This is a genomic window from Streptomyces sp. NPDC001401 (assembly GCF_042895385.1).
Lineage (GTDB): Bacteria > Actinomycetota > Actinomycetes > Streptomycetales > Streptomycetaceae > Streptomyces.
In genome coordinates, this window is the sequence record NZ_JBIAWI010000005.1 from 448,960 (window position 1) to 463,281 (window position 14,322).

General features: G+C 70.4%; 12 protein-coding genes and 1 pseudogene. 3 read left to right on the top strand and 10 right to left on the bottom strand.

Annotation, left to right across the window (positions count from 1 at the left end; all coding sequences use genetic code 11):
* Nucleotides 1–54: 54 nt before the first annotated feature.
* The gene (locus tag ACFY10_RS20475) at nt 55–1,149 is read left to right on the top strand and encodes a GlxA family transcriptional regulator (protein WP_390666561.1); all 1,095 of its coding nucleotides are present in this window, start codon (nt 55–57) and stop codon (nt 1,147–1,149) included.
* Here ACFY10_RS20475 and ACFY10_RS20480 read toward each other — a convergent pair.
* From ACFY10_RS20480 to ACFY10_RS20495, 4 genes and pseudogenes are all read right to left on the bottom strand, one after another.
* Nucleotides 1,111–2,385 (bottom strand): annotated as a pseudogene (locus ACFY10_RS20480) (MFS transporter); the annotation flags it as partial. The gene ACFY10_RS20475 and the pseudogene ACFY10_RS20480 sit on opposite strands and share 39 nt — an antisense overlap.
* Before the next feature lie 119 nt (nt 2,386–2,504).
* On the bottom strand, nt 2,505–3,554 hold the full coding sequence (locus ACFY10_RS20485) for a Zn-dependent alcohol dehydrogenase (RefSeq protein WP_390666562.1): 1,050 nt from the start codon (nt 3,552–3,554) through the stop codon (nt 2,505–2,507).
* On the bottom strand, nt 3,554–4,702 hold the full coding sequence (locus tag ACFY10_RS20490; protein WP_390666563.1) for an acyl-CoA dehydrogenase family protein: 1,149 nt from the start codon (nt 4,700–4,702) through the stop codon (nt 3,554–3,556). The genes ACFY10_RS20485 and ACFY10_RS20490 overlap by 1 nt, the downstream gene beginning before the upstream one ends.
* A 154-nt stretch (nt 4,703–4,856) precedes the next feature.
* A complete protein-coding gene (locus ACFY10_RS20495) occupies nt 4,857–5,768 on the bottom strand; it encodes an SDR family oxidoreductase (RefSeq protein ID WP_390666564.1) in 912 nt (303 codons plus the stop codon).
* Nucleotides 5,769–5,853: 85 nt separating this feature from the next.
* Here ACFY10_RS20495 and ACFY10_RS20500 point away from each other — a divergent pair, with 85 nt between their 5' ends.
* Nucleotides 5,854–6,780 (top strand): cyclase family protein, encoded by a 927-nt coding sequence (locus ACFY10_RS20500; protein ID WP_390666565.1) that lies wholly within the window; start codon nt 5,854–5,856, stop codon nt 6,778–6,780.
* Between the two features lie 367 nt (nt 6,781–7,147).
* On the opposite strand, the gene ACFY10_RS20505 is transcribed toward ACFY10_RS20500, so the two are convergent.
* The 4 genes from ACFY10_RS20505 to ACFY10_RS20520 form a co-directional block, all read right to left on the bottom strand.
* A complete protein-coding gene (locus tag ACFY10_RS20505) occupies nt 7,148–7,609 on the bottom strand; it encodes an ATP-binding protein (RefSeq protein ID WP_390666566.1) in 462 nt (153 codons plus the stop codon).
* Nucleotides 7,610–8,096: 487 nt separating this feature from the next.
* Nucleotides 8,097–9,002, bottom strand: coding sequence for an acyl-CoA dehydrogenase family protein (locus ACFY10_RS20510; protein ID WP_390666567.1), 906 nt, complete (start codon nt 9,000–9,002; stop codon nt 8,097–8,099).
* Between the two features lie 3 nt (nt 9,003–9,005).
* A complete protein-coding gene (locus ACFY10_RS20515; protein ID WP_390666568.1) occupies nt 9,006–10,139 on the bottom strand; it encodes an acyl-CoA dehydrogenase family protein in 1,134 nt (377 codons plus the stop codon).
* Nucleotides 10,139–11,332, bottom strand: a complete 1,194-nt coding sequence (locus ACFY10_RS20520; RefSeq protein ID WP_390666569.1) for an amidohydrolase family protein — start codon at nt 11,330–11,332, stop codon at nt 10,139–10,141. Before ACFY10_RS20520 ends, ACFY10_RS20515 begins: the two co-directional genes overlap by 1 nt.
* Before the next feature lie 163 nt (nt 11,333–11,495).
* Here ACFY10_RS20520 and ACFY10_RS20525 point away from each other — a divergent pair, with 163 nt between their 5' ends.
* Nucleotides 11,496–13,031: a class I adenylate-forming enzyme family protein gene (locus ACFY10_RS20525; RefSeq protein WP_390666570.1), complete on the top strand. Its 1,536-nt coding sequence runs from the start codon at nt 11,496–11,498 to the stop codon at nt 13,029–13,031.
* Here the strand turns inward: ACFY10_RS20525 and ACFY10_RS20530 are convergent.
* Nucleotides 13,015–13,527, bottom strand: a complete 513-nt coding sequence (locus ACFY10_RS20530; RefSeq protein WP_390666571.1) for an EF-hand domain-containing protein — start codon at nt 13,525–13,527, stop codon at nt 13,015–13,017. The genes ACFY10_RS20525 and ACFY10_RS20530 overlap by 17 nt on opposite strands.
* A 176-nt stretch (nt 13,528–13,703) precedes the next feature.
* The gene (locus ACFY10_RS20535; protein WP_390666572.1) at nt 13,704–14,084 is read right to left on the bottom strand and encodes an STAS domain-containing protein; all 381 of its coding nucleotides are present in this window, start codon (nt 14,082–14,084) and stop codon (nt 13,704–13,706) included.
* Nucleotides 14,085–14,322 lie beyond the last annotated feature (238 nt).

Sequence of the window (14,322 nt, forward strand, 5' to 3'; positions counted from 1 at the left end):
GCATCCACTGGCCCGAAGGACAGTATTCGTTAGGATCGGGCCATGGATACGGCCATGAGCAGTGAGACGGGTTTCCGCCCGCACCGCGTAGTCGTCCTCGCCCTCGACGGCCTGCTCCCCTTCGAGCTGGGCATTCCGCACCGCATCTTCGGGCGCCCCAAGGACGCCCGGGGCCGGCACCTGTACGAGGTCGTCACCTGCTCGATCCGGCCACCGGGCCCGGTGCAGACCGACGCCGACTTCGCCATCCAGGTCGAGAACGGCCCGGAGGCCCTGGCCACCGCCGACACGGTCATCGTCCCGGCGTCGTACGAACTCGGCCCGGTCTTCGAGCAGGGCGTCCTCACCGACGAACTGGCCGCCGCCCTCGCCCACATCCGCCCCGGCACCCGGCTCGCCTCCATCTGCACCGGCGTCTTCGTCCTGGCCGCCGCCGGCTACCTCGACGGCCGGCCCGCGACCACGCACTGGGCGGAGACCGACCAGCTGCAACGCCTCTTCCCGAAGATCGACGTCGACCCGAACGTGCTGTTCATCGACGACGGCGACATCCTGACCTCGGCCGGCGTCGCGGCCGGCCTCGACCTGTGCCTGCACATGGTGCGCCGCGACCACGGCACCGCCGTCGCCAACGAGATCGCCCGCCGCACCGTCGTACCGCCGCACCGCGACGGCGGTCAGGCGCAGTACATCCAACGCCCGGTGCCCGAGCCCCAGTTGGCGACCACGAGGGGAGCGCGCGCCTGGGCCCTGGGCCGGCTGCACGAGCCGATCCAGCTCCGCGACATGGCCACGCAGGAGTCCATGTCCGTCCGCACCTTCACCCGCCGCTTCCGCGAGGAGGTCGGCATCAGCCCCGGCCAGTGGCTCACCCAGCAGCGCGTGGAGCGGGCGCGACACCTGCTGGAGTCGACCGACCTGTCCATGGACCAGGTGGCGCAGGAGGCCGGATTCGGCACGGCACAGTCGATGCGGCAACACCTACAGACGGTCCTCGGGGTCACACCCACCGCGTATCGCCGCACTTTCCGCGCCGGGAGCGGCGGGATCTATGGGGTCGATGGGAACGGTGGGAGCGGCGGGTCCGGGGACAGCCGGTCCGATGACAGCGGGTCCGGGAGTTACGGCGGTGTCGGCGCCCTGCGCTGACTGTCCGGCACGGCGGACCTCGCCCCACCAGCCCACCGCGGTGAGCACCAGGGTGAGGCCCACGCCGGCCAGGATGGCGGTGGACGGCGCCGTCACATGCAGCAGGGCGCCGGCGAGCGAGCCCGTCGCCGCATAACCCGCGCCCGCAGCCGCGTACATGACCGAATAGCCCGCGGCCAGGGTTCTCTGCGGAAGGGCTTCGCGCAGCGACAGGTTGCGGGTGAGCAGCACCGCCGACTGGAGCATGCCGCCCACGACCAGCGCAGCGGCGATCCCGGCCGCACCCGGTATCAGCGCGACGAGCGTCACGCACGCCGTCGTCGCGCACATCAGCACGGCGCTGCGGGTGCGCAGCAGCCCGGGCCAGCTGCGCAAGCCGTAGAGGAACGCGCCCAGTGCGCCGCCCACCGCCAGTCCCGTCAGCATGGGGCCCGACCAGCCGACGGCGATGCCGCGCTGTTCCAGCAGGGCGGGCAGGACGAGTTCGGCCAGACCGAGCAGGGCGAGGCCCGCCGCTCCGGTGACGAACAGCGGCCAGGCGCCGGTCAGCAGCCGGATCGGCGACTTGTCCGCCCGCGCCTCGCCCTTTGAGCCGCCCGCCCGTTCTCCGTCCGTCGTGCCGCCCGCCCGCACCCCACCCTCCGCATCGCCCTCCGCATCGCCCGTCTCCCAGCCGGCCGGCAGCAGCCACAGACCGGCGAGCGACGACGCCATCAACGCGGCAGCGAGCAGCAGCGGGACGCGCGGTGCGACGCCCAGGGCCAGGCCGGTGACGGCGGCCGGGGAGACCGCCCAGATGCCCGACACCAGCATCGACTCGGTGGACAGTGCCTGCGCAACGGCACGCTCCGGGACCAGATGGGTGAGCAGTGCGCGCAGCGCTCCCGCCGTCGCGGCCGGGGCGCCGCCGGCCAGGAAGGCGAACGCGGCGAGGACCACGGAGTGCGCGCCGGGAAACGCCCCGAGGCCCGCGAAACCGGCGACTCCGGCCGCGAGGCCCGCGGCCAGCTGAGGGCGCGCGCGGTCGAGACGCAGCCGCATGCCCAGGACGGGGGCGCCGATGATCTCGCCGATCACATAGGCCGCGGCGAGAGCCGCACCGAGCGCATAGCCCCCGGGGCGCTCCCGCACCAGGAAGACCAGGGCCAGCGGAGTCATCGCCACCGGCATGCGGGCGCCGACGGACGTGCAAGCCCAGACGAGGACTTGTCGGGAGGCGACGTCGCGGTAGGTCATGCGTCGAAGTTACGGGTCGGCACTGACAACGCCCAGGCGTTTTCCGCTGCCTGTGGAAAACCCTCCAACTGCTGCCAGAAGCTGCCCAGTTAGAAGGTGAGCAACTACAGGGTGAGCAACTAGAAGGTGAGCACCCCTCTGGCCACCCGCCCCGCCTCCGCATCCGCCTTCGCCTTCTCGAAGTCCTCGATCGGGTACGTCTCGGTCACCAGCTCGTCCAGCAGCAACCGCCCCGCCCGGTACAGCTCCGCGTAGACGGCGATGTCCCGTTGCGGCCGCGAGGACCCGTACCGGCACCCCAGAATCGACTTGTCCAGATACATGGAGGAGACGCGGAAGGACGCCTCGGCGGTCGCCGGAGGAACACCGAGGAGCACGGCCTGCCCATGCCGGTCCAGCAGATCGATCGCCTGCCGGATCAGCTCCACCCGCCCGACGCACTCGAAGGCATGGTCGGCCCCCGTGGGCAGGATCTCCTTCACCCCCTCCGTCGACGTCAGGAAGTGCGTCGCCCCGAACTGCCGGGCCACCGCCTCCTTCGCCGGGTTCGCGTCGACGGCGACGATCCGCAGCGCACCCGCGATCCGCGCGCCCTGGATGACGTTGAGCCCGATGCCGCCGGTGCCGATGACCAGCACGCTGTCCCCGCGATCGACTCTCGCCCGGTTGAGCACAGCCCCCACCCCGGTCAATACCCCGCACCCGATCAGCGCGGCGGCCGGCAGCGGAATGTCCTTGGGAATGCGAACCGCCTGCACTGCCTTCACCACGGTCCGCTCCGCGAACGCCGAGTTGGAGGCGAACTGGTAGACGGCCCGCCCGCCTTGGACGAACGGCTGCCCGGGACGCCCGATCGCCTGCCGGCACATCGTCGGCCGCCCCCGGTCGCACTCCGCGCACGTACCGCAGTTGGCAAGCGTGGAGAGCGCGACATGGTCGCCCACCACCACATGCGTGACCCCGGCGCCGACGGCCTCCACCACCCCCGCCCCCTCATGCCCCAGCACCACAGGAACGGGGAAGGGTATGGTCCCGTCCACCACGGACAGATCGCTGTGACACAACCCGGCTGCCGAGATGGCGACCTGCACCTCCCCCGGCCCCGGCTCCCGCACCTCCAGGTCGTCCACGACCTCGAGCCGCTTGCCGTCGAACACCACACCGCGCATCAGAAGTCCCCCTTGGGCTCCCTGGGCAGGCCGAGCACGCGCTCGGCGATGATCGTGCGCTGGACCTGGTCCGAACCGCCGTAGATCGTGTCGGCCCGGGAGAACAGGAACAGGTGCTGCAACGAGTCGAGTTCGTACAGCGCCGACGGCGACCAGTCCGCCGGCCCGACCCCCGCCGCGGCCCCCCGCACCTGCATGGCCAGCTCCCCGAGCCGCTGATGCCAGCCGCCCCACAGCAACTTGGCCACGCTGGGCGCCCCCGCGTCCCCCGAACTCCCCAGCGTCCGCAGGGCGTTCCACCGCATGGCCCGCAGTTCGGCCCACTGCCGCACCAGCCGCTCCCGTACGACGGGATCGGCGACCGCCCCCGTCTCCACGGCGGCCCGCACCACGCGCCCCAACTCCTGAGCGAACCCGACCTGCTGGGCGAGCGTGGAAACTCCCCGCTCGAACCCGAGCAGACTCATCGCGACCTTCCAGCCACCCCCTTCGCCCCCGACAACGTGCTCCACGCGCGCGTGTGCCCCGTCGAAGAAGACCTCGTTGAAGTCGCTGGTCCCGGTCAGCTGCCGAATGGGCCGCACCTCGATCCGCCCCGGCTGGTCCATGGGGACGAGGAGGAAGGTCAGTCCGTGGTGACGGCGGGATCCGGGTTCGGTACGGGCGAGCACGAAGCACCAGTCGGCCTCCTGCGCCAGCGAGGTCCAGATCTTCTGCCCGGTGATCCGATAGCCCGCCCCCTCACGCACGGCCGCCGTCCGAACCCCGGCCAGATCCGATCCGGCACCGGGTTCGCTGTACCCCTGACACCACAGCTCGTCACCCGCGGCGACCGGAGGAAGAAAGCGGGCCTTCTGCGCCTCCGTCCCATGGGCGAGGAGCGTGGGAGCAAGCAGCTTCTCCCCGATGTGCCCCGACCGCGGCGGCGCACCCGACCGCGCATACTCCTCGGCCCAGACGACTTGCTGGGTGAGCGTGGCAATCCGGTTCCCGTATCCACCTTCGGACCACCCGAGCCCTATCCAGCCCGCCTTACCGAGGGTGCGTTCCCAAATACGACGATCCAGCCCGGGTTCGGCGTGCTCGCAGAGCCACCCCCGAGCCTCGGCCCGAAACGCCTCATCCTCGTCAGCAAATCCGAAGTCCACGGGATCTCCTCTCGGCAACGGGGGTCGCTTCTTGGTTCCGGGCGACGGATCCAACCTCAGGGGCTCGGGGCTGTGTCCATATGCGGCTCCGCTGCAGGGCGCGACCAGCCACAACAAACCCGCACCCGCGACACAAACCGCGCACCCCGAGCTCTTAGGCGTTGGGCTTGTCGCCCCGCGCAGCGGCCTTCTCCATCGCCGCCAACCGCGACAGCATCGGCATCGGATCCACCCCCACCGACCCCGGCAAGAACTCCGCAATCCGCTCAGGCGTCCAGGAACCCTCGGCATACGCCGAGCGAAGCTCCCGCGGCTGAGCCCATACCGCCAGCTTCGGCCCCGCAATCGTGTACACCTGCCCGGTGATCCCCTGCTCCCGCGCCTTGTCCGACAGCAGGTACACCACCAGGGCGGCCACATCCTCCGGCTCCCCGATCTCCGTCAGCTCCACAGGAACGTTCGCCGACATCCGCGTACGAGCAACCGGCGCCACCGCATTGGCGCTGACCCCGTACTTGTTCAGGCCCAGCGCGGCGCTCCGCACCAGCGAGATGATCCCGCCCTTGGCCGCGCTGTAGTTGGCCTGCGAGACCGACCCCTGATGGTTGCCGCTGGTGAACCCGATCAACGTTCCCGCGCGCTGCCCCCGCATCACCGCCGAGGCCGCCCGGAACACCGTGAACGTGCCCTTCAGATGGGTGGCGACGACCGGGTCCCACTCCTCCTCGGACATGTTGAACAGCATCCGCTCACGCAGGATCCCGGCGACACACACGACTCCGTCGAGCCGTCCGTACGACGAGACCGCGACGTCGACCACCCGCTGCCCGCCCGCCATGGTCGACACGTCGTCGGCCACCGCAACCGCGTCCCCGCCCGCTGCCTCGATCTCCTTGACGACGCCCTCGGCGACCTCGCTCGTCGGGGACGCACCGTCCACCGACACCCCGTAGTCGTTGACGACGACCTTCGCCCCCTCAGCGGCCGCGGCCAGCGCCACCGCACGACCGATGCCCCGTCCGGCGCCCGTCACGGCGACGACCTTGCCTGCCAAGAAGTTCCCCACGTCCGGCCCCTTCCCGCGGTTTCTGACGGACCGTTAGATTTTATGACCCGTCAGATACCTGGAGACAAGCCCCCGGGGAGGGCCGATGTCGCTGCCCGCCGAGTTCCACGAGATCGCCAAGCGCGTGAACAACTGGGGTCGTTGGGGCTCCGACGACGAGATCGGCACCCTCAACCTGATCACCGACGAGGTCGTCCGCGAGGCCGCGGCGACCGTCCGCACGGGCCGCCGCATTCCCCTCGCGCTGCCCCTGAAGCAGGACGGCGTACAGACCGGGATGATCCCGGGGCGGGTCAATCCGCTGCACGCGATGGTGCAGATCAACCAGGAGTTGTTCGGCCCGGGGTCGGTGGCGTGCAGCGACGACGCCGTGACCATGGGGCTGCAGGCCGCCACCCACTGGGACGCGCTGACCCATGTGTCGCACTCGGGCCGGCTCTACAACGGCCGCCCGGCCGCAACCATCACCCCGCACGGCGGCGCCGAGTTCAGCGGCATCGACAAGGCGCGGCACGTCGTCTCGCGCGGGGTGCTGCTGGACGTGGCACGCGCGCGAGGCGTCGACCGGCTGGAGGGCGGGCACGCGGTCACCCCCGAAGACCTGGAGGCCGCCGAGGAGATGGCCGGTACGCGCGTGCGTGCCGGCGACGTCGTGCTCGTGCGCACCGGGCAGATCCAGGTCTGTCTCGCCGGGGACAAGCACGCGTACGGCTATCCCTCCCCGGGCCTGTCGATCCGCACCCCGGAGTGGTTCCACGCGCGCGATGTCGCCGCCGTCGCGAACGACACCCTCACGTTCGAGATCTTTCCGCCCGAGATCGAGGATCTGTGGCTGCCCGTGCATGCGCTCGACCTGGTGGAGATGGGGATGCTGCAGGGCCAGAACTGGAATCTCGAAGAGTTGTCCACAGCCTGTGGAGAAGCGGGGAGGTTTGCGTTCCTGCTGTCGGCGATGCCGGAGCCCTTCGTCGGTGCGACGGGGACTCCGGTGGCCCCCGTCGCCATCCTGTGAGGGCCGTCGGCCGGCGGCGCGGTGCTCCCGCCCCGAGCACGGCACCACGCGCCGCCGACCGACTCCGGCGCACCCGCCCCGGCTCCTCTTGGCCCTGAGGGAGCCGACGCCGAATCACGACTCGCACTCGTCGAGGGCTCCCGTCACCGAAGCCCTCGTCGTCCCCTCACGGCGAATCGCTGACCACAAGCGTGACCAAACGGACACGATGCGTCAACGCCCGTACGGGGATTTATTACTTAAGCCCAATTTGTCACGGGCGCGCACTGAAGCACATCCCGGCGCACCGCCTCAGCCGACCATGACATGAGAGCGGTTTCTGCGACCGTGCACCGAAGCTGACGGATCTTCGGCACCCGTGCGCCGGTCACACCGCCTCGAACGCCAGCCCCTCGTACGCCGTTGCGCCGCCCACGCAGGCCTGAGCGGCCTCGCGGGTCTGTGCACAGCGGTCGAGTTCGCACCAGATGCGCTTGCCGGCACCCTCGGGGCTCCAGCCCCAGCGGTCGGCGAGACCGTCGACCAGGGCGAGGCCGCGGCCGCCGGTCGCGTCGCCGTCGACGCACCGGGGCACGGGAGCCTGGGCACTTGTGTCGGCCACCTCGAGGCGGACGGTGGCCGACTCGGCGGCCACGCCCGGCAGGGAGAGTCGCAGCACGGCCGGACAGCCGGTGTGCACAACGGCGTTGGTGACCAGTTCTGAGACGAGCAGGATCAGCGTCTCGGCGAGCGGCTCGTCGGCCTCTATCCCCGACCCGGCCAGGCGCGAACGCGCCCACCGCCGGGCTCGCCCCACCTCAGCGGGGTCGGGCCGGACTTCCAGCTGCACCTGAAGCACCTGCACCGCTCACACCATCCGAACCGGCGGACACATGACCTCGCGCCACGCGCGCGCCGCAACGAGGGCCACGATCGTAGCCATTTTCTGCATGACCAGAACAACAGCCAGTGCAGAGCCCAGAGCAAGGGTCACGGAACGTGAATCCCTTAAGAGACAGCATGGTTGACGTACAGTCACGCCAACAAGCGCTTCGGGCATATTCCAGCGCGAAGGAGTACCCGTGCGGCATACTGTGCGACGCTCATTGCGGGGACTCGAACAGGCCAGTTCCGGCATCACCCCGGGGGCAACACCGGCACGGCTCGTGCTCGGAACCACTCGCATCCCACAGAAGGTACCGGAGCCGGACGCCGACTCCAGGACGTGACGGGTCACGCGTAGGACACAACCCGATATCAACGCTCCGTAATTCCGGTATGCCACAATCCGCGACAACTGCGAGGGCGGCTTCCGCGACATCCCAGGCCCGCGCCGCTCAGGCCGCCAGATCGGCCGCGAGCAACTCCTCACTCTCCGTGACTCCGCCGCCACGTTCTGCCCGCACCCACGCCCGCTTCAGATGCAGATGCACCTCGGACTCCCAGGTGAAGCCCATGCCGCCGTGCACCTGGAGGCAGTCGCGGGCGCCGCGCACGGCGGCCTCGTCGGCGAGCAGCCGGGCCGCGGCGATGTCGGCCCGGTCGGCGGTGACGGCGGCGGCATAGACCGCGGCGCGGGCCACCTCGACGCGCACCAGCATCTGCGCACACAGATGCTTCACGGCCTGGAAGGCCCCGATCGGCTGCCCGAACTGCTCGCGCGTCCGGGCGTGTTGCACAGCCAGCTCGCACGCGCGCGTGGCCGTGCCGAGTTGCTCGGCGGCGGTGAGGAGGACGGCCACGGGGTCGGTGCGCCCCGGCGCCGGCACCCGATGCAGCGGCGTCAACGGATCCACCGACTGCAGCGGTACGGCCCCCTCGGCGCCCCGCCGGACGACGTCCGCCTCGTCCATCCACTCCACGATCCTCCCGTCCACGGCGGCCACGACGACCTCCCCAGTGGCCGCTCCGGGCACTTCCCCGGCCGCAAGATGCGTCGCCACGAGAGGCCCCGGCACGAGTGCCCGCCCGGCCTCCTCGAACACCAACACGGCCTCAGGCAGCCCGAGTCCGGCCCCACCGTCGGCCTCGGGCAGCCGCAGAGAGAAAAAGCCCAGCTCTCCGAGAGTGCGCCACAGAACCCGGTCGAGACGGGGCTGATGATCGCCGGGGCGTGCAGCGCCGGGAAGGGGCGCGGGGAACTGCGCGACCAGCCACGACGCACCCGCAGTCGACCGACGACCGACGACATCCCGCACAGCACCTTGCAACGCCCGTTGCTCCTCCGTCAGTTGAAAACGCACACCTCACCTCCCCTTCGGCAACCCGAGAATCCGCTCAGCCACGATGTTCTGCTGAATCTGCGAGGTCCCGGCCGCGATGGTGTACGACAGCGACGACAGCCGGTCGAGCATCCAGGGCGCGTCCAGGTCCAGGGATCCCGGCCCCAGAACGTCCGCCGCGGCGTCGTACAACTCCTGCCGCGCATGCGAATACCGCAGTTTGAAAACCGAACCCCCGACTCCCGGGACCCCGGAACCGCCCTCCGCCTCGCTCACGTTCCACTGGATCAGCCGCCACAGCCCCCGGAACTCCGCATTCAGCCTCCCGAGGCGGCGCCGGAGCACCGGATCGTCCCAGCGGCCGCGCCTCCGCGCCTCCGCGGCGAGTTCGCCCAGCACGCGCCGACAGGCCACCACCTCGCCCACGAACGCCGTACCGCGCTCGAAGGACAGCGTCACCATGGTTACGCGCCAGCCGTCGTTCTCGTCCCCGACCCGGTTGGCGACCGGCACGCGCACGTCGTCGAGGAACACCTCCGCGAACTCCGCCGACCCGGCGAGGGTCCTGAGCGGCCGTACGGTGATCCCCGGGGCGTCCATGGGCATGGCGAGCCAGCTGATGCCCTTGTGCTTCGGCGCGTCCGGGTCCGTACGGACCAACAGCTCGCACCAGTCGGCGACTTCGGCATGGGAGGTCCAGATCTTGGACCCGCTCACCACATAGTCGTCGCCGTCCCTACGCGCGCGCGTGCGCAGCGCCGCGAGGTCGGAGCCGGCGTCCGGTTCGCTGAAGCCCTGGCACCAGACCTCCTCGCCGCGCAGGATCGGCGGCAGCCAGCGCGCCCGCTGCTCGGCGCTCCCCTCGGCGGCGATGGTCGGCCCGGCGTGCAGCAGCCCGACGAAGCCCGCGCCCACGTAGGGCGCACCGGCCTTCTCGGTCTCCTCCAGGAAGATCAGCCGCGTCGTCGGGGAGGCGTCCCAGTGGACGTCGGCGTACCCGGCGTCGTACAGCATCCGCTGCCACCCGAGGTCGTACGCCCGGCGCCCCGGCCAGTCGTCCGGGGACGGCTTCGGCGGCAGGGTCGGCAGCACCTTGCCGAGCCACTCCCGCAGCCGCGCCCGGAACTCCTCCTCCTCGGGCGTGTACGACAGGTCCATCAGCGGTCGAAGTCCAGGTCCAGCATGCGGATCGCGTTGCCCCGCATCAGCTTGTAGACCGTCTCGTCGTCGAGGCCCTTCACATGGTCGAGGGCGACCTCCTTGGTGTGCGGGAAGGTCGAGTCGACGTGCGGGTAGTCGGTCTCGAAGGTCGCGTTGTCCCGGCCGACCACGTCCAGCGAGGCGACCCCGTGCTTGTCGCGGAAGAAGCAGCAGAACATCTGCCGGTAGTAGTACGTCGACGGCGGCTCCGGGATCAGATCCCGCACGCCGCCCCATGCGCGGTGTTCCTCCCAGACGTCGTCGGCGCGCTCCAGGGCGTACGGGATCCAGCCCATCTGGCCTTCGGAGTAGGCCAGTTTGAGGCTCGGGAACTTCACCAGGACTCCGCTGAACAGGTAGTCCATCATCGAGGCCATGGCGTTGTTGAAGCTCAGCGAGGCCTGGACGGCGGGGGGCGCGTCCGGGGACGCGGCGGGCATCTGGGAGCTGCTGCCGATGTGCATGTTGACGACCGTGCCGGTCTCCTGGCAGACCGCGAAGAACGGGTCCCAGTAGCCGGAGTGGATGGAGGGCAGGCCGAGGTAGGTGGGGATCTCGGAGAAGGTCACCGCCTTCACCCCCCGCGCGGCGTTGCGCCGGATCTCCACGACCGCCAGGTCGACGTCCCACAGCGGGATCAGGCAGAGCGGGATGAGCCGGCCGCCGCTGTCGCCGCACCACTCCTCGACCATCCAGTCGTTGTAGGCGCGCACACAGGCCAGCGCGACCTCCTTGTCGTGCGCCTCCGCGAAGGTCTGCCCGCAGAAGCGCGGGAAGGACGGGAAGCAGAGGCTGGCCTCGACATGGTTGAGGTCCATGTCCTCGAGGCGGGCCTTCGGGTCCCAGCAGCCGCGCCGCATCTCCTCCCTGGTGATCCCCTCCAGGGTCATCTCGTCCCGGTCGAAGCCGACGGCGGCGATGTTGCGCTTGTACGGGAACTTCAGGTCCTCGTAGATCCACCAGTCGGTCGGCTGGCCCTCCGGATCCATGGTGATCCGGTACTTGCCGCCGATGTAGGCGAGCTCGCCGATCCCGGCGGTGAGGGGCTGCGGGCCCCGGTCGCGGTACTTCTCCGGCAGCCAGGTCTCGAAGAGGTGGGCGGGCTCGATCACATGGTCGTCGACGCTGATGATGCGGGGCAGTTCGGTCATGGGTCCCCCACTCAGATATCTGATGGACCGTCAGATTCACTTCATCGAGCAGGCTAGTCCCGCACCCCTGGACCGACAAGGCGCCGAGCCCTACGCTCTGCGCACGATCTGACTGTCCGTCAGCTCAGCACCAGCTCCGTGTCAGCTCCATGAGGGGGTCGCCGTGAACGACACCGCCCACGCACTGAGCGCATCCCGCACCCTCTGGGACCTGGTCGCCCGCCGCGCCGGCCGCACCCCCGACCGCCCGGTCCTCCTCCAGGACGACCGCTCGCTGACCTTCGGCGAGCTACGCGCGCGTGCCGAGCGCGTGGCGGCCGGCCTGTACGGCATGGGCGTACGCCCCGGCACGGTGGTCGCCTGGCAGCTGCCCACCCGGATCGAGACGGCCCTGCTGTCCTTCGCACTGGCCCGCCTGGGTGCCGTACAGACGCCGGTCATCCCGTTCTACCGGGACCGCGAAGTCGGGTTCGTGCTGCGGGAGTCCAAGGCCGAGTTCTTCGCCGTACCCGGTGAGTGGCGGGGCTTCGACCACACCGGGATGGCGCGGCGGCTCGGCGCGAAGGGGGTCTTCGAGGCGTACGACGTCCTGCCGGACGGTGACCCGGGGGTGCTGCCGCCGCCGCCCTCCGACGGCACCGCCGTCCGCTGGATCTACTGGACCTCGGGCACCACCTCCGACCCCAAGGGTGTGCTGCACACGGACCGTTCGCTGATCGCGGGCGGGTCGTGTCTCGCGCATGCGCTGCGTCTTTCGGCGGACGACGTGGGGTCGATGGCCTTCCCGTACGCCCACATCGCCGGGCCGGACTACACGGTGATGCTGCTGCTGTACGGCTTCCCGGCCGTGATGTTCGAGCAGTTCGCGCTGCCGGACGCGCTCGAGGGATACCGCAAGCACGGGGTGACGGTGGCGGGCGGATCGACCGCGTTCTACTCGATGTTCCTCGCCGAGCAGCGCAAGCAGCCCGGCCAGAAGGTGATTCCCTCGCTACGGCTGCTCGCGGGCGGCGGGGCGCCCAAGCCCCCGGAGGTGTACCACTCCGTCGTACGGGAGATGGGGGTGCAGCTCACCCACGGGTACGGCATGACCGAGGTGCCGATGATCACCATGGGGGCGCCGGACGACACCGTGGAGAACCTGGCGACGACGGAGGGGCGGCCGCCGGAGGGGATGGAGATACGGATCGTGGACGGGGAGGTGCGGCTGCGGGGGGAGGCCGTCTGCCAGGGGTATCTGGATCCGGCGCAGACGGCGGAGGCCTTCGACGAGGAGGGGTTTCTGCGCACCGGTGACCTGGGGTTCGTCAAGGACAGCGGGCATCTGGTGCTCACCGGGCGGCTCAAGGACGTGATCATCCGCAAGGGCGAGAACATCTCGGCGAAGGAGATCGAGGATCTGCTGGCCGCCCATCCCGCCGTCGGGGACGTCGCCGTGATCGGGCTGCCGGACGCCGAGCGCGGGGAGCGGGTGTGTGCGGTGGTGGAGCAGCCTGAAGGTGCCCGGGAGTTGACCCTGGACGCGGTGACGTCGTACCTGCGCGCGGAAGGGCTGTCGGTGCACAAGCTGCCGGAGCAGCTGGAGGTGGTGGACGCCCTTCCGCGCAATGAGACGTTGCGGAAGGTGCTCAAGTACAAGCTGCGGGAGCGCTACGCGCAGGGCGCCTATCGAGGGCAGGGCCCTACTCAGGGACCGTGAAGTAGCGGGCGAACGCCGGGACGATCTCCGCCTCGCCGACCCTGCCGTCGCCGTCGGCGTCGAGCGCGGCGGCGACGCTGTGGGCGATGTCCTCGCCCACACCCAGAATCGTCAGCACGCGCGCGGTGTCCTCGACGGTGGCCGCTCCGTCGCCGTCGGTGTCGGCGACGGCGATGGCCGCGTGCAGGAAGGGGCGGGCGATCTCGGCGAACCGGTCGGGGTTGTCGCGCAGGCGCTTGACCGCGCCGGTCACGAACTCCTCGCGGTCGATGCGCTGGTCGCCGTCCCGGTCCGCTATCCCGGCCATGCCCTGCCAGAACGCCTCGGCGCCGGCGTACAGCGCCTGGCCCTTGTCGGAGCGGGCCGCGACGGCGAACTCGGCGAGCAGCGCCTTGGCCGCCCCGCTGAAGTCCTCGCGGTCGATGTAGCCGTTGCCGTCCTGGTCGAAGGTGGCGAACCGGGCCGCGATCCGGCGCTCGTACTCGCTGCTGACCATGTCTTTCGGGCCGCCTTACGTCATGTCGGGTGCATCTCGTGGGAGCGTACGACGCGAGGGACCGTCCGGGCGCGGGAAAGCGGCGCTTGTGCCAAGACCGGGGGAATTTCGGGACAACGGTGTGGCACACGCGGGTGAGCTGTGACTCCTGCGACAGCTGCCGGACAGGCCCCGGGTCAGGCCGACAGCGGGCCGGCCTCCTCCGCGACGGCCGACGCGACGTCGGCGTACACGTCGAACAGGCGGCGCACGCCGAGGGCGCCCAGTACGCGGTTGACGTGTGAGCCGTCGACCGCGCCCTGGGCCGGGAGTATCAGGCGCAGGGTGCCCTGGCAGGAGCGGATGAGGCGGCGGGCGGCGATGAGCACGCCGACGCCGCTGGAGTCGCAGAAGAAGACCTCGGAGAGGTCGAGGACGAGGCCGTGGCGGCCCTCGGCCACCACGTCGTGCACCCGCTGACGCAGCACCGGCGACGTCACCAGGTCCAGCTCGCCCGACACACGGAGCACGGTCCAGTCGCCCTGCTCGCCGCCGGTCACATAGAACGCCACCACCATGCCTTTCGCTCGCCGGACCCCCCGCAAACGGAAGTCATCCCTACGCTTCCTTGCAGCGCGGCTGCCCAGCGGCCGTTCCCTGAAACACAACGCGAGAAACGGAAACTGATCGGAAGAGGCTTGTTTTAGTCGACTTCGATCCTGTTCGATCAGGTCTGATCGGAGGTCGAGCGGGTAGGCAGGCACAGAACGACGGCTGCACACATTGCGACAAAGCGACGTGCACTGTCGTAGGTGC

Excerpts from the sequence above, each read along its gene's own strand:
- ACFY10_RS20475 (WP_390666561.1), top strand. The coding sequence starts at position 55 with ATGAGCAGTGAGACGGGTTTCCGCCCGCACCGCGTAGTCGTCCTCGCC.
- ACFY10_RS20485 (WP_390666562.1), bottom strand. The coding sequence starts at position 3,554 with ATGCGCGGTGTGGTGTTCGACGGCAAGCGGCTCGAGGTCGTGGACGAC.
- ACFY10_RS20500 (WP_390666565.1), top strand. The coding sequence starts at position 5,854 with ATGTCGCTGCCCGCCGAGTTCCACGAGATCGCCAAGCGCGTGAACAAC.
- ACFY10_RS20515 (WP_390666568.1), bottom strand. The coding sequence starts at position 10,139 with ATGGACCTGTCGTACACGCCCGAGGAGGAGGAGTTCCGGGCGCGGCTG.
- ACFY10_RS20520 (WP_390666569.1), bottom strand. The coding sequence starts at position 11,332 with ATGACCGAACTGCCCCGCATCATCAGCGTCGACGACCATGTGATCGAG.
- ACFY10_RS20530 (WP_390666571.1), bottom strand. The coding sequence starts at position 13,527 with ATGGTCAGCAGCGAGTACGAGCGCCGGATCGCGGCCCGGTTCGCCACC.
- ACFY10_RS20535 (WP_390666572.1), bottom strand. The coding sequence starts at position 14,084 with ATGGTGGTGGCGTTCTATGTGACCGGCGGCGAGCAGGGCGACTGGACC.